This window comes from Serratia sp. 14-2641 (assembly GCF_001692375.1).
GTDB classification, from domain to species: Bacteria; Pseudomonadota; Gammaproteobacteria; order Enterobacterales; family Enterobacteriaceae; genus Chania; species Chania fonticola_C.
Window position 1 is genome coordinate 70,263 of record NZ_LXKR01000101.1, and the last position, 20,679, is coordinate 90,941.

A 20,679-nucleotide genomic window follows, 5' to 3' on the forward strand; every position below is an offset into this window, starting at 1 on the left:
GTGCCCGTTGGTTGGAGCTAGCCCAGCCATAAAGGCGATCCTGGAACTATACAATTCCCATGCCAGCCTGAAGCTGGCACGACGGTTGCAATGAAAGAAATGGAATCCATGAACCCTAAACAAAAGGAAATCAATCATGACGCTAACTAAAACCACCTTCGCCGCCGTTATCTCCGTTGCCCTGCTGACCGGTGTTAGCACTACCGCGCTGGCGCAAAATGGTTACCACGCAAACATGACCAATGCACAGGGAACTCATCAGGGGATGGGTTATCAGCACGGTAACCGCGCGAACTTGACGCCTGAACAGCAAGCCGTCAGCCAGAAAGCCTTTGATGAGTTCCAGTCGAAAACCGCCGATCTGCGCCAACAGCTGATGTCCAAGCAATACGAATATCAGGCGCTTCTGACCAGCAAGCCTTTGGATGAACAAAAGGTCTTGGCCGTGAGCAAAGAAGTTACCGCATTGCGTGACAACCTGTATCAACAACGCGTAGCGCTGGATACCGATCTGGCCAAGGCTGGCGTGCCAATGATGGGCCACGGGATGGGCGGAGCGGGGATGCACAGCGGACGCGGCTGCCGTTAACCCCTAACATTACTCTGAGATAAAATCGGGAGAACACCAGCCCTGTTCTGGTTTCTCCCGCCAATTCTTCGCAATTCCAGGATTGCTCAGGCAGCCCCCGCCATTGATTCCCCCCTTAAGAACAATTAATAAGACTGATTTAAGACTTATTAATGAGAATATTCTTGGAAAATTGACGTAAAACAGCATACTAAAACGCTTAATCTCTATTCTTACGCCTGAATATAATTTTTTGTCGTATCACCTGAATAAAATCAAGTTCCTGCCATACTTATTTGCATGAGACAGAGACTGTCTCTTTGCGCACTTAACTTGCTCGGAGTTATCTCATGAATAAAACAATCATTGTTGTCGCTCTTGCTGCCGCCGTTCTCAGCGGATGTAACGCTAATCGCACCGCTTCCGGCGATACCTTTACTGCAGCGCAGGCCAGGCAGGCCAACTTCGTCACTTATGGCACGCTGGTCTCCGTGCGCCCGGTCACCATCCAGGGGGGTGATGGCACCAACGCCGCTGGGGCTATTGGCGGGGCCGTAGTCGGTGGCTTCCTGGGTAATACCGTGGGTGGCGGCTCAGGACGCAGCCTGGCAACGGCGGCGGGTGCCGTGGGAGGCGCAGCTGCTGGCTCAGGGATCCAAAGCGCCATGAACCGCAGCGCCGGGGTGGAACTGGAAGTGCGCCGGGATGATGGTGTGAATATCGTGGTCGTTCAGGCACAGGGCTCAACCCAGTTCCATACAGGGCAGCGCGTTGCACTGGTGACCAATGGCAGCACCACCACCGTATCACCACGCTAAAGGGAACAAGTTGCTTCACGGTTTAGGTGTCAGGCCGCAACATGGCCCCCTTGCTGATAGGATACAGAATTCAGGGACGAACTCCCCTTGTGGGATGATAGCGAGTTTTCCGGCTCGACCATTACAATAAAAAACGGAGTTAAACCTGATGTTTATCAAATGGATTAAACGCATTGCCCTGCTGTTGGTGGTGTTAATCGTCGGTGCGCTGGGCATGCGAGTTTATGACACCCAGCGTGGGCCATCGTTACAGCTTTGGCATACCTTTGTCCCTGATGAAATGCACGCCGATGAGATCGATAAGGCCAGTTGGGCGGATTATCTGACTGCCGAGGACGCCATTTTCAAAGAGGTCCGCCAGAATGTGACCGACAAGCTGGACAGCAGCCAGCAGACCTCGTTAAACCGCTACTATGCCGAAAGCCCAATCTATCCCGAAAAGTTTCCCACTGACTGGAACCGCTCCTACACCATGATGCCGGAAGGCAAACCGAAAGGCGCTGTGGTGCTGTTGCATGGTTTGACTGATACCCCTTACAGCCTGCGGCATATTGCGGATAATTACCGTGAGTATGGTTATGTGGCGGTCGGTATTCGTTTACCTGCGCACGGCACCGTACCGGGAGCACTGACCGATGTGGATTGGCAGGATTGGATGGCCGCCACCCGCTTGGCGATCCGTGAAGCCAAACGCCTGGCGGGTGATAATGTACCGCTGCATATCGTTGGCTTCTCAAACGGCGGCGCGTTGGCGATGAAATACACGTTAGATGCGTTGGATGACCCTAGGCTGACCAAACCCCAGCGTGTGGTGCTGATTTCACCGATGATCGGCGTCACCAGCTTTGCCCGTTTTGCCGGTATTGCCGGTTGGCCAGCCATCTTCCCGGCGTTTGCCAAGGCGGCATGGTTGGGGATTGTGCCGGAGTTTAACCCGTTCAAATACAATTCGTTCCCGGTGAATGCGGCACGCCAGTCCTTCCAGCTAACCCAGGCATTGCAAAAGCAGATTGCCGCCGATTCGCGCAACGGGAAAATGGGTGAATTGCCACCGATCCTGACGTTCCAATCGGTGATGGACTCTACCGTCAGCACCCGTGCGGTGATTACAGCGCTGTATAACCATCTCCCCGCCAACGGCAGTGAGGTGGTGTTATTTGATTTAAACCAGGCGGTAGCGTTTGGGCCGTTACTCCGAAGCTCATCCTATACCGCGCTGCCGCGGCTGCTGCCACCGCCACCGCGTAACTATACGGCCACCATCGTCACCAACGTGACGCCGGAAACCACCGATACCGAGGCGCGTACCATCGTCGCAGGGCAAACGGCAGAAACCACGGATCTGCTCGGTATCACCTATTTGCCGGATATCTTCTCGCTATCGCACGTGGCGTTGCCGTTCCCGCTGAGTGATTCCCTGTACGGGCGCTACCCGGAACCGCGCAATCAGTACGGTATCAGCCTGGGGACCTTTGCCGCACGTGGCGAGCGGGCGGTGCTAGTGGTCGGGCTGGATTCGTTGATGCGTCTGTCCTCCAACCCGTTCTTCCCTTATATGCTCAAACGCATAGATGACAATATTGGCTCTGCGCCAACGAAATAAGATAGGTTAACCACGGCCAGTGCCCATTCGGTACAGGCCGTGGTTTCAACCGGAAAAAATAGCCGAATTGAGCACGCTGGTTTTTATTGGGCACGCCTGAAACAGGTTACGCACTCCCAGTTTATGCAGGGCATTACGCCGGTGGGTATACACGGTTTTGGTTGAGATACGTAAGCTGTGGCCGATGGCTTGCATATTCATGCCATCGATCATAAACAGCAGTACGGCCTTCTCTCTGCGGGTTAAGCTATCCTGGAGAAAAGTAGCAACGGGAAGCTCCCCACCGACTATCTTGACTAACTCATTAAACACCGCGTCTACATCAGCATCCTCTGCAAAGGCAATATGTCGCCCAAAATCCAGGTTGAATTTTATTTTCATTTCACGTGGCAAAAAAATCACTTTGCCCGGGAATTTGGCAACGGCAATCAAGAACGACATTTCACTCATGGAATTCAACATATGAAAAACCAGCACATCTTCTTTACCAAAACTACTGGCGCTGGTATTTTTCAGTTCATTGAGTGCCATTAAGTTAATCACTCTCCCCTCGGCATGCAAATACGCCTTAAGCCCAACAAAAAAATAATAATTATCGGTAATTATATTAATTCTTCCAGCCATATCAATGGCACTCCTTTATGAAAAACAAATCTCCATCTCATCGCTACAACAGCAATCCGAGGCTCTAACATGGCCAAATGTAGCATTTTTAAATTCATGAGCTACGCTATCCATGGGCCACAACTAATAATAGTTAATGGTAAACACCACTTTACCATTCGCCTTGCCCGGCGTCGGAACCGCCGACGTTTTAATATAACGGGCAGCCAAGGGAATTCGAATTGTCGAACGACCATCTTCCGGTCAGTTCACGCTCTGTTCCGCTGAGAAGTTAAACAGCGTCAGTGCTTGGGCGCTCTCCCCCCAGCCAAGTTGGGTTGTCCATTTTGTTTCATAATAGGTATCTAGCATATTCAGGTTTCCCTGATAAAGTACCATCCCCACCGGAACGTCTACACCGGCCGAGATCACCGGTGGATTCACGGGAACGGTGACAGTAAGTTGCTGAGCGCTTCCTACCGTCACGGTGAGCGCTGCCCAACTCGGATTAGAGATAACCGTTATCAGCATTCCCATCAGTAAACCTGATACCTTATTTATCGGTCTTTGCATGGGTAACATCCTCTTTCACACAATCTATGTAGGCCATGACAGATAGAATAAGGCTGGAATTTGTGGCTACGCTAACCAAGGGCCAACCTTCTTTATTTATCCGAGAGGCATGCTCGTCGTTGCTCAATAGTAATTAATGGTAAACACCACTTTGCCATTCGCCTTGCCCGGCGTCGGTGCCGAAGCCGTTTGAATATAGCGGGCGGCCAGCGGGACACGAATGGTCGGGCTGCCATCTTTCGGCAGCGTCATAGCCTGTTCAGTTGAAAAATTAAACAATGTCGGCGTCTGGCTGCTCTCCCCCCAACCGAGCTGGATGCCTACGCCCGATGCCGCACCTGGAACCGTCGAGTCGATTTCCATCACGCCATTGGCAGCATCAATCACCGAAGTTGCCGGGGTTAATCGCACACCAATACTGTTACTGGTTGAGTTGGCTACAAGCCCGGTGCCGGTACTGTAATCGAACATCAGCGTACTGTTATCAGCATTATAAAAACCGTAGAAGGTTGGGCAATTGGTCAGCCTAATTGACGCATCAAGCCAAGGAGTGGTCGAACCTATTCGGTTAAAATACTCTCCGATGTCATATTCACCCATTGCAACAGCGACCAGCGGTGTGCTGCAGGTCTGTGCCGACACCGTTAATTGCCCCTGAAATTGAACCCGGGTAACCGTGATAGGCAATCCAGCTGTCGATGCATGATACAGCGGATTAACAATAGTCAGGCCAGCTACCGGAAGTTTCGACGCATCCAAGGTATGATTTCCAGGCGAAATAACACCGGTTTTAATCAGTGACACGTAGATGACCCTATTCGCCATATAAGGCTTATAATGCCCCCCAGTTATCGGGCTCTCGACATCGTTGGGAAACTGATAGTTTGGTTGGCCAACCTTGGCCGCATCACCATTATTGCTGCGGGAGATGGCAATGCCTATACCTGGAATGCCGGTCTCATATACCGCGCCACCGAAAGGGCTGCCTGACCAACTGGAAAGCGGCATAGGCGCCTGCTCAATACTCCAGGCAACGTTAAGCCACATTGAGGCAGGGTCCAACGTGGATGTACAGTCCATCACACTGATACCGGTTGAACCACTAATCCAGCGCCCTTGATAAATTACCGTTCCGACAGGAATATCTGCCCCTGCAGAAATCGCGGGAGGGGTTAGTTGAACGATATCGGTGCGGGAGCCACTACCTAACGCTGTGCAGTTTACCACCGCCCAGGCGCTGTTACTGGCTACCATGAACATAAGTAGCCCAATTGTACGCTGCATTATTCTCTTCATTCTTTCACCTCTGGCACAACCGTATGCGCCACACTTGCTATATTTTTATATGTTCTGGACGACGTAAATGATTTAGCTTCATCAGCCAAATAAAGGCCATACCGGACGGTTATCCTTGGTTAACAGCCGATATCGCATCATTGTTCGCCAGTTTCACTCTCTGGGAACCGGCTGATGTCGTCGCCGCACAAGGAGAGTTGAATTGCTGTATCTGCGCCTGGCCCTTGGCTACAGGCATCAGCACATAGCTGACGGTGCATTGCATCTCACCGCCTTCACCCCATTTCACTCGCAACTGGCCCTTGTCTTGCGACACACGCGCATACAGTTGCCCGCCCTGGCCCACTGAGCCTACGCTGTTGCCTTTGCTATCAAAGATATCGGCCCCAAACGGTACCGGCTCCCCTTGATAGGTCGCGTTCACCAGAATTGGCGTCCCCTGCTTAGTTGTATATTTCATTTTCACTACCGCACCGGAATATGGCGCGACTTTCTGGCTGGTGTTATCCAACTCCACATCGGCCGCCGTCCCTTTCGGATCGATACTGATCTCGTTCATCTGGTACGGATTCAGGTAAGGCACTATCGCGTACCCCCGTGAATCGATGCTCACGCCCGGATATGAGGAAACTTTCGCTCCCTCTGCACCCTTGGCTTCCACCAGCGCGAAGGTGTCCGACGTGTACGGCGTAAAGGTCACCCCACCAGAGTGGGCGATCACCGTGCCGTTCATCCCGGCAGAGGCGCTTTGATAGCCTTTACCGGTGCTGTAAGTACCGCTCAACGCCGTGGCCGGGGTACGATAGTTACCGCTCAGCGAGCCACTGGAGCCCATGCCCTGATTGGCATTCATCGCCATCACGCCGTAGCTGAACTGATTATCCATCCCGGCAGTGCCGGATACCGTAGCCTGCTGGCCATAACGGCCGCTGCTGTCATGCGACAAATCCATCCGCAACTGTGGCGTGTGGGTTTGGTCGCTACGCCCCAACGGCAGGCTGAAGCTCAACAGATAGTTGGTCTGCGCCGTGCCCAGGCTGGAGAAACTGCGGTTAATGCTCAGGCCGTAGGACAGGTCCTTATAGCGATTGTTGTAACCTACCTGGTACTGCTTCTCGCTGCCGTCTTTGTTCCAGTAATTCTGCAAGGAGCCGCTGATATACAACTGGCCCCAGTTATCCGGCAGACCTTGTCCCGCGGTCACCGTCAGGCGATTTTTGGCTCGCGAGATCGACTCCGGCGAGAACCCTTCTGCTACCGCGTCACGAGTCTGCATCGCGGTCATAAAGTCCATAAAGCCATCGGTTGAGAAGCGGTACGCCGCCAGCGACAGGTTGCTGTTGGTTTCGCTGATCAGCTTGCTGTAGCTCACCCTGTAACTTTGCCCACTCAGGCTATTACCCGCCTCATGTCGGCCATTGGCGTCGGTGTCGTTCCCCAGATGGGTACGCGCCTGCGTAACATCAAATGCCCAGGCACCAATCGGCGTGCCTACCGCCGCACCCAACTGCAATGCGTAGTAATCCTGGCTAGCCTGCAGGCCACCATAGCCGGTGATGGCGTTAGTCAGCCCCAGTTGATAGGTGCCCTGATACAGTGCCGGTTTCTCACGCAGGTTATCGCTGCGTACTTCACCTGCGGTGATCGAATAACGTGATGACCCAGGTCGCAGCAGTTGGGCCACCGAGGCATAAGGCACGCTGAAAGTCTGCTCGGTACCGTCGGACTCACGTACCGTGACCTGTAGATCCCCACCGTAGCCGGTTGGGTACAGATCGTTGATCAGGAACTCGCCCGGCGTGACCGTGGTTTCATACAACACCTGACCGCCCTGACGTACGGTAACGCGGGCATTGGTGCGGGCAATGCCACGGATATCCGGCGCATAACCGCGCAGGGACTCCGGCAACATCCGCTCATCACTGGCCAGTTGAATACCGGTAAACGGCAGCGTATCGAACAGTTGCCCGGTAGTGTTCGATTGGCCCATTAACACGCGAGCCTTGAGTACTGGAATATCGCGCTGCAAATAAGTATTGAGGTTGTTGTACTGGTTCGGCCCATTGTCCATCCGGGTATAAGACCCGTTGTGACGTAGATACCAGGCGCCGACATTCAGCCCGGCGTTCACACCGGCAAACAGCGAATTGAAGGTTTTGCCGTGCGATTCGCTGGTGTAGCCGTTGACGTTGTAGCCCATCAAGAGTGCCGGTACGCCGCTGTCCCACAGCTCTGGGCTAACGGTGCCGCGGGCAGTGTTGAGCATGTAAACCTGCGGAACCATAATATCCAGGCGTTGCTCATTACTGTCGTAATTCACCTGAGCCACTGGCAACTGGCTCTGGAGATCGAAACAGACTTCCCCTTTGCTCAGCGAGGTTAAAAAATCAGCTGGCAGCTTAGCGAAATCAAACGCAATGTTTTTAATCAGTTCGCGGGTCAGGCAGGGATAAACGCTTTTATCTGCCCGCGCTTTGAATTCAATGTCGGTATTGCTGATCGGTTGATTATTAACATACAAAGCCGTTTTATAGACCCCAGGCAAGCCCGAGGAACCATTGGCAAAGCGACTGAGGTCAACCGACTTTTCATCATCCACATTCAGGAAAGAGGCATCGAACTCAAGATTTTTGGCAATACCTTGCGGTGTAGAAACCGCGATCTCAGCATTAACGTTAGCCGCAAAAAAAGTTGATAAAATAGCTATGGCCAGTGGCGATAACTGTGCACGCAGACCATATTGAAAATATTTAGACATAGATATCCCTTCAAGAACTGATTCCTGAATAGCGATCAACAAATTAATGCGAGAGTGTTTTATATAGCGGGGACGTTATTTTATCACTGCATCAAAAGTATTAACCGCACCGTAATCATTTACGAAACTCCCTGTAACCTTACTACCTGCACTGCCCGCCAAGTCCAATGTCATGGTGCTACGAGGAGCCACCATCGCATGGTCAAGTTTTTTACCATTTACCGACAGGTTGACCAACGAGACATAATAAGGCGTTGGGTTACTGGCCTGTACCCGATTACCCTGGCTGTTCCAGGTTAGCGCTTTAGCCGCTTCATTGGCGTTACCTTGCAGACCCGCTGGGCGATAAAACAGCTTGATGCGCGAACGGAACGCCATCTGCAAGCGGTTCTCAGTGACTTTAGCCTGGGCTTTGGCTGGGACTTCCAGCACGTTCAGCCAGAACACCGATTCTTTATCCATCGGCAGCGAACCACCGGCGTAGCTGATACGCAACGTCTGGCCTTTGCTTGGCTCCACACGGTTCATCGGGGGCGTCAGGACAAACGGCACCTTGATCGCTGCCGGTTTGGCATCGGCGTCACCGTTATCGATCCAGCTTTGCAACAACACCGGTGATGGACCACCGTTACTGATTTTGACGCTGACTTCTTTGGCATCAGAGGGGTAAATCACCCGCGTACCACTAATCACCACGCTGGCCAGGCTACTGACGCTGAACAAGGCTGCGGCGGCAACAACGCCAACTTTTAGCACATTAGTAGAGAGTAACTTCATCATAGACTCCGGGAACTGACAGATTGGGAGGGGCATTCCCCCTCCCACAGTCCATTACTGGTACTGAATAGAATAAACAACGCTGCTGACTACGGTACCCGCAGTGGTCGGTGCCTCTGCGTAGTAACGAACGATGTACGGCAGTGTGGCGCTACCACCGGTAACGTCTTGATAAGTCATCGCGCCAACCTGCTCTTGGCTACCGGCTTTGATCACGGCCTGAGTTGGGCTTGAAGCGTCAAGCAATTGCAGGCTGACGTTGGTAGCACCACCGGTAGTGTTAAGCAGGCGACCAGTCACGGCATCAACGGAAGCACCCGCCTGGAAGAAGGCAGAAGCTGTCTCCAGCGTGCCAGCGCAGTTGCTCAGGGCCATTACGAAACCGGTATCACCGGCAGTGAAAGTGGCGGTTTGCAGTTGGCTGGTGCTTACGGTTGGCAGAATAACGGTCGCATCCGCTTGCTGGCCATCAACCACGACGTCACAGGTATTTGCAGTCAGTTCACCGTTAAAGGTGATGGTGCCGGTAGAAGCTGCCTGAGCCAGGCCAACAGTACCGAAAACAGCGATCAGGGATGCAGCGATTGCTAACTTTTTCATATATATTCCTACTTACCTTGTATTATGAATACCATTTTAATATCCATTAAAATGGCCTGGTGAATACCCATGGGGATGGATATAGCTAGATGACTCTAGCATTTATATTAACAACAACTTACTTAATAAATAGCGAAGAGACTCGGTGGTTATCGACGGAATAGCCAATACCATGAACGTTCGCTATAAAATCTTCCGGGAGTCCAAGTGACGCCAGTTTCTTACGCAATTCATTTATTGCATGCCATAAACGCTGGCTGGACGAAGATAAATTAATCTCCTCCCAAACGTTTTTCATTATGTCATTTTTATAGATGACGGCATCCCGGCAATTCGCCAGAAAATAAATCAGTAATCGGGTCTGGATCTCGTTTAGAGAGATAACCTTGAAAAACAGGGTGCGCTCAGAAGCTCCATCAGAGTAATAAAGGAGTCTTCGATTGGCAATATCGAATTGAATGTCATCATCAATTAGGAATCCATAAAGTCTATTTTCCATATGCATCTCGGATTATTATTTTGGTTTAATAACAAAAATAACAAACCTCCCTTAGGTGAGACATTATAGGAGCAATTTCCACTATGGCAACCGCGCCAAGATGATCACATTGCTATCTCTAAAAGTCTCATAACAGCGTTAAATGCTGAGCAATTCATTTCAATCAGAACTTACCGCTAGATGACGCGAATCATTCTGGTGTTTTTCATAACTCATTACTTCACTTCATTTGAGTAGTCATAAATGTCAAAGATTTTTATCTTACAACATTTATAGCTACCTATTAAATTTTACTCATTAACATTCAATCCGTTACCTACAAACCCACGATTAGGATTTATCTGTCACACCGATATATAAAAGACGCTACCGGTGACTCTATCCTTTACCTCAGTAAGATGAAGCCGCTTTACTTCGCTCTCCCCTTGCTGATGGAATAAATACTAGGCCATTAATGGGATTATTCTGAGTGAAGTAGTTTTATTCTTGATAAAAAACAAAAAAATGCATGTAATTCAATAAATTAAAGAATAACATTAAATCAGAACAGACTATTCTCAACCGTTCTTAAATGACAGTCACTCTCATTTAAGATTGATTATTAACATATTGTTTTTTAAATGAATGTGAATTGTTACTGATTTTTCATACCACTATAAACGGTTAAACTATACTTTAAATAAGCCGGACACTCAGACAACAAAAAGATAATATACTGAAATGAAACATAAAGTTATCATTAACGACACCGTACTGTACCTGCCAGAAGAGCACCGCCTGTGCCCACTGCGCGCTCGGGGTAAAGAAACCGTTTTGAACGTTCCTGCCAGCCGTTGCCTGCAATTAATGTTGCAACATCCCGGCGAGGTAATCAGTCAAAGCGACTTTTTTAACGAGGTATGGCAAAAAAACGGTCAATATGTCACTGCCAATACCCTCTATCAGAACATTTCATTGGTAAGAAAAGGGATGCGGGAAGCTGGGCTGAGCAAAAATATCATCAGAACGGTTCCCAAAGTCGGGGTGGTCTTTTCCGGTACTGTTGAAATACAGCAAGAAGAGAGCGCCAACGTCATTGTGCAACAAAGCAATAAACCAGAGCCACCGCCCGTCGAGGATCTGCAGCCCGAAATACCGCCGACAAAACGCACGGCTTTAAACCAGACCAAGCTATTGCGCTATGGCCTATTTACGACGTTCATCATAGTTATGCTGATCCTGCTGGTCAGTAATCAGTCGCAAAGCGCACGTTTTTTTGACAGCCACAATAGAGTTGCCACGATCAATCAATGTTCTGTCTATATAGATAGAGACGATCTGGAAACCAATGTGGCTGGCTACAAGGAATATTTGACCGTCAACAATGTGGTCTGCAATCCGGATGAGTTTGTCTACATCACCAGAACGCCAGCAAACCACAGCACGCTGGTATTATTTTGCGATACCACTGCACAAGGCGATTTGAGATGTTCCTCACGATTTCAAATCGATAATCAACACGATCCTCTTTCCGGCCTGCGACCAACGGGGAGCCAATAGCCGTTTAACCATAAAGGTAAGGGAACAACGAACGGCGGCGGCGTAGTTGCATTCGTCATGTAGGCCCGGTAGATTGCAAGAGACCTCACGAGTGGTGTACCTACTTGGGAGAAGGGAGTTTTCTTGTCATTAAGGGATTTACCACATGAGTGCTGCACCACAAAATACCACCTCACCTGCGTTTATTCTCGCCTCCTGGGCTGCCCTGCTGGGCGGTTTTGCGGTGTTCCTGCTGGGCCTATGGAATGCTGAAATGGAGCTGAATGAAAAAGGCTACTACTTTGCCGTACTGATCCTCGGCCTGTTCAGTGCCATCACCATCCAGAAAACAGTACGCGATCAGCAAGATAACCTGCCGGTGACCCATATCTATATCATCACCTGCTGGGTGGCCTTTGCCATCGCCGTTGGCCTGCTGTGTATCGGCCTGTGGAATGCCAAGCTACTGCTGAGCGAAAAGGGCTTCTACGGAGTGTCCTTCTTTTTGAGCCTGTTCGGCGCCATTGCCGTACAGAAAAACACCCGCGATATGGCTAATAAGCGCCGTGCCGAAGGGGATGATAACGAAGAAGCAGGATCGCAGTTCCCTACCGAATGATTTTTATAAGGGGGCCAGGCCCCCTTTTCTCTCCAATCATGTTTCCTGCCAACTTCAGCCTCAGGCCAATGCTTTAGCCTTAAGCTGCTGGTATTCACTTTCAGTGATCACGCCATCATCCAACAGCTTTTTGGCATCCGAAATTTGCTCGGCCGGCGATTTGCCTGCCACCTCACGGATATACTCGTTGGTGGCTGAGACAGATTTTTGCACCTGCGCACGATGCCGCTCGGCCATACCTTTACCACGGGCAATCAGATAGACCAGGGACGTTAACAGCGGGATGAACAGCAGGAACACAATCCATACTGCTTTATAAAAGCCGCTCAGTTGGTGATCGCGGAACAGGTCGGAGACGACCTGGAACAGGATAAACAGGTAGGCAATAAAGAAGAAGAACGAGAAGGTGGTAACCAGAATATCCCACAGGGTGAGTAGGTGATAAGTCATTAGCGCTCCTTATGGTCTAGCAAAACCAGGATAAAACGGCTTTCAATAACAGATTGATGTTTAGCACCATAAGTATATGTCGGACTTTCATTTTTTCCATGTTGGACGGGAAAAATACGGGAAGGGAGGGTATCTGTATGGGTAAGGCACGGGCCCCTCACCCTAACCCTCTCCCACAGGGAGAGGGAACCGATCGAGTGGGCTGAAAATGCGGTGATGTACCTTGGATGAGGGCGTTCAAGTTTACTGAGATGACTTCTTTACTTGCAAAGTGCAGGGGCTGACAGCTCCCTCTCCAAAGGGACCCATCGAGTGGGTTGAAAATGCGGTGATGTATCTTGGATGGGGCGCTCAAGTTTACTGAGATGACTTCTTTACTTCCAAAGTGCAGGGGCTGACAGCTCCCTCTCCAAAGGGACCCATCGAGTGGGCTGCAAATGCGGTGATGTATCTTGGATAGGAGTGTTCAAGTTTACTGAGATGATTTCGTTACTTCCAAAGTGCAGGGGCTGACAACTCCCTCTCCCTGTGGGAGAGGGTTGGGGTGAGGGTTATGCGTTACGCCAATGGCCATGCAGGATGACATCGTCGACAATTTCCTGCACGGTCAGTTTTGCCTCAACGTCGTTAAAAAAATCACTGGCCACAATTTCAGTCTTATCATTCAGTCCAGCAATCACCGTGAGGTGACTAGCCGGGTAAACCTCATGGACGCGAGTTTGCAGTTCGTCCAGCATCGCCTCACGGGCTTTCTCAGACAGGTTGTCGAACAGGTTGTTATCAACTTTTATTTGAATATTCATTGGCAGTCTCTAGCAATGGGTTTGGGGTTATCCTTATCATGATAGGCTCAATGTACAATTTTTGGCTAGTACCGGTTCACCGCGCTGAACATCAATTTTTTATTCTGACAAATGTCAAATTTATTACATTTTACTCTATTAAGAAACCCAATATTCATTATATTAGCGGGAAACAGTCAAAATATAGACTGTATTATCAATGCCAATTAAACAGTGCAGTTCCACTTCCCCGTAAATGCTGGATATTGTCGGTAGTCACCTGTAACATCACAATAAAAACCAAATAGGAATTATCCTATGAAATTACATCTAACTGAATTTCTAGCAAACTTTTATTGCACTCTTTGGATTTAAAAACGGGTGGTAAAAATTTTATTCTATTTAATCCTAACTCTGGCGTTTTTTAAGCGAAAAAATAGGAGTTTTCTTTGGTACAGCGTAAATTTCTCACTCTAACAGAAGTCCGAAACCTGATGAGTGCTGCCAGAAACACACCGACTGGAGTACGAGATAGCTGCCTGATCTTACTGGCTTTCCGCCATGGATTACGTATCAGCGAACTGCTGCGCCTGCGCTTTCGCGATCTTGAAATGGCCGAAGGACGGATAAATATACGCCGGCTTAAAAATGGATTCTCTACCGTTCATCCTCTGATGAATGACGAATGCGAGGCAATTATGGAATGGAAGCAGCACAGAGCCCAATGGAAACCAGGTGCAGACCCGGACATTATCTTTATTTCTCAGAGAGGAACTCAGCTATCGCGGGGTCAAGCCTGGCGTATTATCCGCCAGGCTGGCGAACTGGCGGGCACGGTCATCAATACGCATCCCCATATGCTGCGCCATGCCTGCGGTTATGAACTGGCGGAAAGAGGCGCCGATACCCGCTTGATCCAGGATTATCTGGGGCACCGAAATATTCGCCATACCGTACGCTATACCGCCAGTAATGCGGCACGTTTCGCTGGAATATGGGAAGCGGGTAAACGAAAAAACGGCTAAACCAGCCGGAGTAACCTTACTTTTTGTGTATTATACAGACAGCCATGCTTTACCCCCGCCGGAGATTGCTTTCATCAGCGATCTCCGGCGGGGGCAGTAACCGATATAGGGCTATTGATTAAAACAGGCATAAAGCTCTACTTCACTCTCAATGCCAAGCTTGCCCATCATGTTGCGTTTATGTGCACTCACGGTCTTGACGCTGCGGGAAATCTTCTTCGCTATCTGCGAAATACTGAAGCCCTCCTGCAATAAGCTATAAACCTTTATTTCCGAGCGGGAAAAAGGTCTGGCATCGACGTTGGATAGACTAGTCTCCTGTTCACAACGCAGAGACGGACTGATAACAATCTTGCCAGCCAGAACCTGATCGACCTGATTAACTAACTGACGAATATCTTCAGATAAAGCAATATAAGATGCCCCAGGCAGGTAACCCGGGCAATCCAACACCTGTTTTCCTGGCACATCGGTCATAATCAGTAGCGGTTTGTCTTGCCTGACCGATTGAACAAATGACAGTAACTTCGCCCCCATAGTGATATTTTCATTCAGGCCATAGAGCTCACTGACGATCAGATCGGCATCAGATAAATCATCATCAAATACCAAATCATAGATAGAGTGCGCCGGTACGATCTCAGCATCGGGCAGTTTGCGCCTGAATAACTGATGCAAACCATGCCAGGTAACAATGCAGGGATGCATAATCATTATTTTTTTCATCGAGTCTCACCACTCAGTCCGTTTATCCTGGTTAAATAAACCAGCCTACCCGCCAGCAGGTAGAGCTCCTCATTGGTTGTCATCTGTAACTTTCTAATGATCGATTTCTTCTGCGTGCTGATGGTTCGTACATCTTTGCCGGTCACATTGGCGATAGCCGTGGCACTACGCCCGCGCAGTAAGGCCAGCGCAATTAATCTTTCCTGCTTACCTAATAAAGCCACATTTTTGGGCGTTTTGTCAGTCTGATCGCGACCTAAACATTGGGTGATTTGACAAAGGTTAACCGGATCGATCAATACCGTATCTACGCCGAAAGCGTGGAGAAGTTGCACCATCCAGGCCATATCATGCTGCAACCAGATCACCGAGTTGGTTTTAAGATGATAACTGGCAATATCTGACAAAAAGGATAATAACGACAGATAATCTGTGCCACGAGATAATGAGCTAAACAAGATCACATCAGGTTTAAATTCATAAACTTTCTTTTTGGCATCGGTCAATTTACTGACCCGGCAAAAACTTAACTCCGTGCTGCCCGCGTCACCCAGTAACCGCTGCAGCCCAATCCAATTGATCCTGGAAGGCTCTACAACCAGAATTCGCTTGCGGCTTTCCGCTGTCGCATGCTCAGCTTGCTGATGATTTGCCTGCTGCATTTTTCCTCCTAAATAACCGTGTTTAGTGCCATTTCCCCAGGCTTGAGGCCTCGTTAAAAAGCACATTCAAGGATACAAAAAGGTCACACCCACCACGGCCTTGACATTACCCGCCACTACCTGACCGGTAGTGCGTGCATAGTTGGCAGTCAAACCTAAACTGACTGCAGAACTACCGACGGTACCCAGCGCGACGTTCCTGTTGGTCGGAATAACGCCATTGCGGTTGGCAACCTGAATGCCAATCCCCTGAGCCACTGGCGCAGAAGCTGTGTTGGCAAAAATCGTGGATGCGGCATCCGTGGTTGGCCCGGTCAGGTAATAGGCCAGATTTTGATTCTGGGCACAGCGTACAGTCAACGGTATCAACACCGTTCCCGGGTATTCTGGCAGATTCACTGTGACGTCGCGGGAAGAAACATCACAGCCCCCCGTTGGCACTATCACATTGTTATTCGCATACAAATTCCAGGTAAAAGTCGCCGTCCGAATATTACCTCCACCGATAATATCCGACCCAACCTGGTGCATAACCAAAGAGGCAAAGAGCGTACCGCTGTTGACGACAACGCCACCAGCAGCAGAAATCGGCGTAAGATAAAGCTGCGTGTTCCATCCCACATATGCCCCAGAGGTAAAGTTTCGGCTAGAGGTTGCCGAATTGAGCGGGAATGGGTAACTCGAACCGTAATATTTTAACGAGCCATTAAAATTACTCAGAACCCCGCCATAGGCCGAACCTTTCAACATACTAACCATATCGTTTCTTATGGTGGGGTTATCGTTTTTACAATAAATAGAACTGGATAGATCGACCACCAGGTTCTGGCCAACCGCCACAGAAGGTTGCAGATTAACGTAGACATTTGCCGTCGCAGTTCCCGAGGCACTGTTTAACGTATTGCCTGTCGAGTCGTAACAGGTAAAAGCTGATGAACTCGCAGAATAACCAGCCAGCAATGCAAAAAGTACGGATGGCCTTATAACCCGTCGCAGCATATGAATTTTTTTCAGGTTGTTATACTTCATTGTTCCTCCTTGCTCAGGCATAGGTATAAGTCACATTAATTACCGCCTGAATACTCCCCTGCGTCACATTGCCGCTAGGAGTAATGGCCCTCACCTGCAAAACCAGGCTGGCGGCCAGCGATGCGTCATTCACCGCCACAACTTTGGTACTGCCGTTAGGCAGATTTACCCCACTGCTATCAGCCAGTTGCAACGCAATATTGCGTGCCGCCCCCTGATTGGCGTAATAACTTCGGCTGCTATCGGCCGTGCCGGAAAAGGTCGCGGTCACCTTTGAGGTCCCTACCGGGCAGTTGGTGAGGTTCAATGTCACCGAATGCCATGGCGAAGTCGCACCTGCCGCCAGCAGGTTGAAGGTATACAAATCACCCAGCTCTACCGTAGTGGACACGGTGGATACCGTGCAGGGTTTTGCCACCACCTTGCCATTGATGGTGATGTTGACATCTGCCGCATGCGCCAGGGGGAGTACCATCATCAGTAACCACCCCGCGATCGGACCCAGCTTGCTCATGTTCATAGCCCTTTTCTCCGGTTACTGAAATTCCAGGGTGAAGTTTGCCGTCGCTCTAACCTGCCCGGCAGTCACCGGGGCACGGGTCGCCATCAGGCGCGCATAAAAATACAGCGTATTGGATTGCCCAGCGGTGATGTTTGACCAGTTCAACCCACTCGAGATCTCATTGAGAGCAATGGCATTGCCGTTGTTATCGAGGATCTGTATACCCATGCCGGCTGCTGCACCGGCCCCACCGTCGATTTTCAGCAAAGTCAGATTGTCGCTGTCTGCCCCACCGGTGAAACCCGTTTTCACCGCAATGGCTGAACCGCCGCATTTATCGAGCACGATGCTGAACGGCACCATCGGCGTTGTCGCCCCTACCCGATGTAGCTGCTTGGCCGCATTACTCATCAGATCCACCACAAAACTTTGCGAACCCGGCGCTATGGAGCAGGCATTGTCCTTAACATAGCCGTTAATGGCGATGGTACTGTCCGCAGCCTGCGTTACCCTGGCGCTAAACAGCGCCAGCAGACACAGGCTATAAAGTTGTATTCTCATTGCTCGCCTCTCCCGCCCGGTGTCATCGGCATACTGCCGTTAGATAGCTAAGTGCCCGCTGCTGACTTTCCGGCGGCAGTTGGTAACTCGTCACGCATTGCTCGCCTGCACCCTCGCCCCATTTGGCTTTCACCTCGCCACTTGGTGGCAGCCCGGTCAGATACACCTGTCCGCCGTCGGCAACAATGCTGCCAGAGCGGCCATTATCGAAGGACACCACCGACCCGAATGGCAACGGTTGTCCGTTATAGGTCAGCGTCATCAGTACCTTCAGCCCGATATGAGTTTTAAAATCAGCCAGCACCACCGCGCCGTGATTCGGCACTACGCTGACCACCGCGTCATCCAGCTCGACGTTGTTTGCCAGCGTATTGGGGTTCAGCGCCACGCGGTTTTCACGATAATCCATGGCAAACGGCAGTACGGCATATCCCCGCCAGTCGGTACGTATCCCGCTCTGGTTTTCCACCGATACGTTACCCGCCCCCGGCGCTTTGACCAGGATCAGCGTGTCATTCAGTGGTTGACTCAGGGTGATGCCATTTTCATGGGCCAGCACACCGCCGCTCAGCCCGTAATACAGTTGGCTGGTACCGCTGCTGCGGCTGTAACCCACGTTGGCGTTGCCAGAAGCCCCTCGATAGTTCAGCGATGTGTTACCCGTCCCGCCTGAAGTGCCCGTTCCGCCTCCGGCGTAACCAGCCTGCACGTTGTAACTCAGGTTGTTATCTTCCAGTAACGTGCCATACACCCCAGCCTGATTGGTCATCCTACCGCTCAGATCGTCAGACATGCTGTAGCTGACGCTAGAGCGGCTGAAAGCGGACTGGCTGTCGGAACGCAACCAATGGCTGAACGGGATGCTGATGTTAAAGGCCAGCATATTGTCGCGTCCGTCCTGCCAGGCATTTTTGGTCAGGCTGTAGCTGAGGGTATAAGTGATATCCTCCAACGTACCGCTGTAACCAGCCTGCAGTTGTTCATCCGCCTTACCGATCCCCCAATAAGTCTGATGGCTACCGGTCAGATAAAAGGTGCCATTGTCCCCAACCTGCTGAGTCACCGTCATCTGCAACCGCCCGCGCTTGTTGTAGGCCAGATTGTAGTAATCGGTAAGTTTCGGAATGAGCTCAACAATCCCTTCATCGGTTGCCGCCTTGTAACCGCTCATCTGGCGCCAGGTCGTGTCACCCAGCGCGTAATAGCCGCTGGTGGAATAGCGATAACCGAGCAGTTGCAGGTTGGTGCCCCACTCGTTTAATGCCTTGTTATAAAGGAAACGCAGCGACTGTCCCTGATGGGTGCTGTCATCCGGCAAAGTCGCGCTAGCCTGGGTGATGTCCAACGACACGGCGCCGAAAATGCCCAGGTTTTTAGCCACTCCAAGGTTGAACGCACGATAGCGATCGGCAAGCTGGGTGCCACCAGACAGCGTCCAGCCGTCAGCCAGCCCCCACATCAGGGTGCCCTGGCCAAAGGTGGGCTTTTCTTGCTGATCGTTGCCGCTGCGATACTGCCCCACCATCACCGTATATCTCACCTGCCCTTGGCGCAGCAGCCCAGGAACCGACGTATAGGGCACGGTAAAGACCTGAGCCGTACCGTCGGCTTCCTGAATGCTGACCTGCAAATCACCGCCGCTGCCCGATCCAGACAGATCGTCGATGGTAAACGGGCCTGGCGGCACCGTGGTCTGATACACCTCAAACCCATTCTGCTTGACCGTGACCCTGGCGGTGCCGCGGGCAATTCCGCGGATCACGGGAGCATACCCTCGCTGGCTGTCTGGCAACATATTGTCATCCGTCGCCACCTGTACGCCGCGGAAGTTCACGCCGTCGAAAACGTCCCCTGAGGTATAGCCGTCACCCAACGTCAGGCGACTGCGCAGCAGCGCAATGTCCCGCTGCAAATAGGTATTGACGTGCTGCCAGCGGTTTTGATTAGAGCTCGATCCACCGCCGCTGGTGTAGCTCCAGGTAGTATTATCCCGCAGCCGCCAGGCCCCCAGATTCACGCCGCTTTGTAAGTTAAGGAAGGCGTAATTGCTGTTGCTCGACTGGCTGTTACGGACATTACTGCCGGTGAAGCTGTAATTGAGCAGCCCGGCAGTGATGCCGTTTTGCCACTGGTCAGGCGGGATATAACCACGGGCAGAGTTGCCCATGTAAGCCTGAGGAACACTGATAGACAGGCGCTGCCGCCCAACGTCAAAATCAGTGGAGGCTTCCTTGATCAGCGAGGTTAATGGTACGCAGGCTTCCGATGCCAAGATGGCCATTCCCGGGACCGCCCGGGTATTGACACCCATGGTGGCCAGTTGGCTGCGAGTCAGGCAAGGCACCAAGGCCTTGTTATCGGCATCCGCCCGGAAAGAGACATCCCGGGTCGACATAAACCCGTCATTCATATAAATGTCGACACGGTAGATACCCGGAGGCGCCTCAAGTCCCTTTTCGAACCCAGACAGATCGGCCACCTTCGCCGGATCGTCAGCCAGAAAACGAGGGTTGAAGTAATTTTCCGCTCGAGCCGATGCATCGCCACATAGCGCCCACAGCATCAAGGCCAAAGGCGTTAAAGTCAGCTTTAAGATGGGGGCACCCTGGTGGTTATCGTTTATCACTCTGCGACTTTCCGTGCCGTTTTTCAGGTATAGCATGATCCCTCCGGTTCGATACAGGTCGCCCGGCTGCCTGATTTATCTGGT

21 protein-coding genes are annotated in these 20,679 nt (G+C 51.0%); 6 read left to right on the forward strand and 15 right to left on the reverse strand.

From position 1 onward, the window contains the following. The first annotated feature begins 136 nt into the window (after positions 1-136). The 3 genes from A6U95_RS28585 to A6U95_RS28595 all read left to right on the forward strand — a co-directional run bounded on the left by A6U95_RS28585 (position 137) and on the right by A6U95_RS28595 (position 2,989). On the forward strand, positions 137-589 hold the full coding sequence (locus A6U95_RS28585; RefSeq protein ID WP_065686965.1) for a periplasmic heavy metal sensor: 453 nt from the start codon (positions 137-139) through the stop codon (positions 587-589). A gap of 329 nt (positions 590-918) precedes the next feature. Beyond that, the gene (locus A6U95_RS28590; RefSeq protein ID WP_065686966.1) at positions 919-1,386 is read left to right on the forward strand and encodes a glycine zipper 2TM domain-containing protein; all 468 of its coding nucleotides are present in this window, start codon (positions 919-921) and stop codon (positions 1,384-1,386) included. A gap of 148 nt (positions 1,387-1,534) precedes the next feature. Continuing rightward, positions 1,535-2,989, forward strand: a complete 1,455-nt coding sequence (locus tag A6U95_RS28595; RefSeq protein WP_065686967.1) for an alpha/beta hydrolase — start codon at positions 1,535-1,537, stop codon at positions 2,987-2,989. Positions 2,990-3,034: 45 nt separating this feature from the next. Here the strand turns inward: A6U95_RS28595 and A6U95_RS28600 are convergent, their stop codons facing one another. From A6U95_RS28600 to A6U95_RS28630, 7 genes are all read right to left on the reverse strand, one after another. Further along, positions 3,035-3,613 carry a helix-turn-helix transcriptional regulator gene (locus tag A6U95_RS28600; RefSeq protein WP_065686968.1) on the reverse strand — a complete coding sequence of 193 codons (579 nt, stop codon included), beginning with the start codon at positions 3,611-3,613 and terminating at the stop codon, positions 3,035-3,037. A 243-nt stretch (positions 3,614-3,856) separates the two neighbouring features. Continuing rightward, the gene (locus tag A6U95_RS28605; RefSeq protein WP_065686969.1) at positions 3,857-4,165 is read right to left on the reverse strand and encodes a hypothetical protein; all 309 of its coding nucleotides are present in this window, start codon (positions 4,163-4,165) and stop codon (positions 3,857-3,859) included. 123 nt (positions 4,166-4,288) lie between these two features. Further along, positions 4,289-5,461: a fimbrial protein gene (locus A6U95_RS28610; RefSeq protein ID WP_065686970.1), complete on the reverse strand. Its 1,173-nt coding sequence runs from the start codon at positions 5,459-5,461 to the stop codon at positions 4,289-4,291. Between the two features lie 109 nt (positions 5,462-5,570). Then, complete coding sequence (locus tag A6U95_RS28615; RefSeq protein ID WP_065686971.1) at positions 5,571-8,219, reverse strand: fimbria/pilus outer membrane usher protein; 2,649 nt, start codon at positions 8,217-8,219, stop codon at positions 5,571-5,573. A 75-nt stretch (positions 8,220-8,294) separates the two neighbouring features. Next, positions 8,295-8,996, reverse strand: a complete 702-nt coding sequence (locus A6U95_RS28620; RefSeq protein WP_065686972.1) for a fimbria/pilus periplasmic chaperone — start codon at positions 8,994-8,996, stop codon at positions 8,295-8,297. Between the two features lie 54 nt (positions 8,997-9,050). Beyond that, complete coding sequence (locus tag A6U95_RS28625) at positions 9,051-9,596, reverse strand: fimbrial protein (protein ID WP_065686973.1); 546 nt, start codon at positions 9,594-9,596, stop codon at positions 9,051-9,053. A 118-nt stretch (positions 9,597-9,714) separates the two neighbouring features. After that, a complete protein-coding gene (locus A6U95_RS28630) occupies positions 9,715-10,095 on the reverse strand; it encodes a helix-turn-helix domain-containing protein (RefSeq protein WP_065686974.1) in 381 nt (126 codons plus the stop codon). Between the two features lie 720 nt (positions 10,096-10,815). Between A6U95_RS28630 and A6U95_RS28635 the strand changes: the two genes are divergently transcribed. Together A6U95_RS28635 and yiaA are read left to right on the forward strand one after the other, a co-directional pair. Further along, the gene (locus tag A6U95_RS28635; protein WP_065686975.1) at positions 10,816-11,634 is read left to right on the forward strand and encodes a winged helix-turn-helix domain-containing protein; all 819 of its coding nucleotides are present in this window, start codon (positions 10,816-10,818) and stop codon (positions 11,632-11,634) included. A gap of 145 nt (positions 11,635-11,779) precedes the next feature. Further along, positions 11,780-12,232: an inner membrane protein YiaA gene (yiaA, locus tag A6U95_RS28640; RefSeq protein WP_065686976.1), complete on the forward strand. Its 453-nt coding sequence runs from the start codon at positions 11,780-11,782 to the stop codon at positions 12,230-12,232. 60 nt (positions 12,233-12,292) lie between these two features. On the opposite strand, the gene A6U95_RS28645 is transcribed toward yiaA, so the two are convergent. Both A6U95_RS28645 and A6U95_RS28650 read right to left on the reverse strand, forming a co-directional pair. Beyond that, on the reverse strand, positions 12,293-12,682 hold the full coding sequence (locus tag A6U95_RS28645) for an SHOCT domain-containing protein (protein WP_024484143.1): 390 nt from the start codon (positions 12,680-12,682) through the stop codon (positions 12,293-12,295). A gap of 551 nt (positions 12,683-13,233) precedes the next feature. Then, the gene (locus tag A6U95_RS28650; protein WP_065686977.1) at positions 13,234-13,485 is read right to left on the reverse strand and encodes a DinI-like family protein; all 252 of its coding nucleotides are present in this window, start codon (positions 13,483-13,485) and stop codon (positions 13,234-13,236) included. A gap of 428 nt (positions 13,486-13,913) precedes the next feature. On the opposite strand from A6U95_RS28650, the gene A6U95_RS28655 reads away from it, so the two are divergent. After that, positions 13,914-14,489, forward strand: coding sequence for a tyrosine-type DNA invertase (locus A6U95_RS28655; protein WP_065686978.1), 576 nt, complete (start codon positions 13,914-13,916; stop codon positions 14,487-14,489). A gap of 111 nt (positions 14,490-14,600) precedes the next feature. Here the strand turns inward: A6U95_RS28655 and A6U95_RS28660 are convergent, their stop codons facing one another. The 6 genes from A6U95_RS28660 to A6U95_RS28685 form a co-directional block, all read right to left on the reverse strand. Continuing rightward, positions 14,601-15,215, reverse strand: a complete 615-nt coding sequence (locus A6U95_RS28660; protein WP_065686979.1) for a LuxR C-terminal-related transcriptional regulator — start codon at positions 15,213-15,215, stop codon at positions 14,601-14,603. Next, positions 15,212-15,877: a response regulator transcription factor gene (locus tag A6U95_RS28665; RefSeq protein ID WP_065686980.1), complete on the reverse strand. Its 666-nt coding sequence runs from the start codon at positions 15,875-15,877 to the stop codon at positions 15,212-15,214. The genes A6U95_RS28660 and A6U95_RS28665 overlap by 4 nt, the downstream gene beginning before the upstream one ends. Before the next feature lie 66 nt (positions 15,878-15,943). Continuing rightward, positions 15,944-16,876, reverse strand: a complete 933-nt coding sequence (locus A6U95_RS28670) for a fimbrial protein (RefSeq protein ID WP_065687096.1) — start codon at positions 16,874-16,876, stop codon at positions 15,944-15,946. A 43-nt stretch (positions 16,877-16,919) separates the two neighbouring features. Then, positions 16,920-17,420 (reverse strand): fimbrial protein, encoded by a 501-nt coding sequence (locus A6U95_RS28675; protein ID WP_139102481.1) that lies wholly within the window; start codon positions 17,418-17,420, stop codon positions 16,920-16,922. A 21-nt stretch (positions 17,421-17,441) separates the two neighbouring features. Beyond that, the gene (locus tag A6U95_RS28680; protein ID WP_065686982.1) at positions 17,442-17,969 is read right to left on the reverse strand and encodes a fimbrial protein; all 528 of its coding nucleotides are present in this window, start codon (positions 17,967-17,969) and stop codon (positions 17,442-17,444) included. 22 nt (positions 17,970-17,991) lie between these two features. Beyond that, a complete protein-coding gene (locus A6U95_RS28685; RefSeq protein WP_083196483.1) occupies positions 17,992-20,631 on the reverse strand; it encodes a fimbrial biogenesis usher protein in 2,640 nt (879 codons plus the stop codon). Positions 20,632-20,679: the final 48 nt, after the last annotated feature.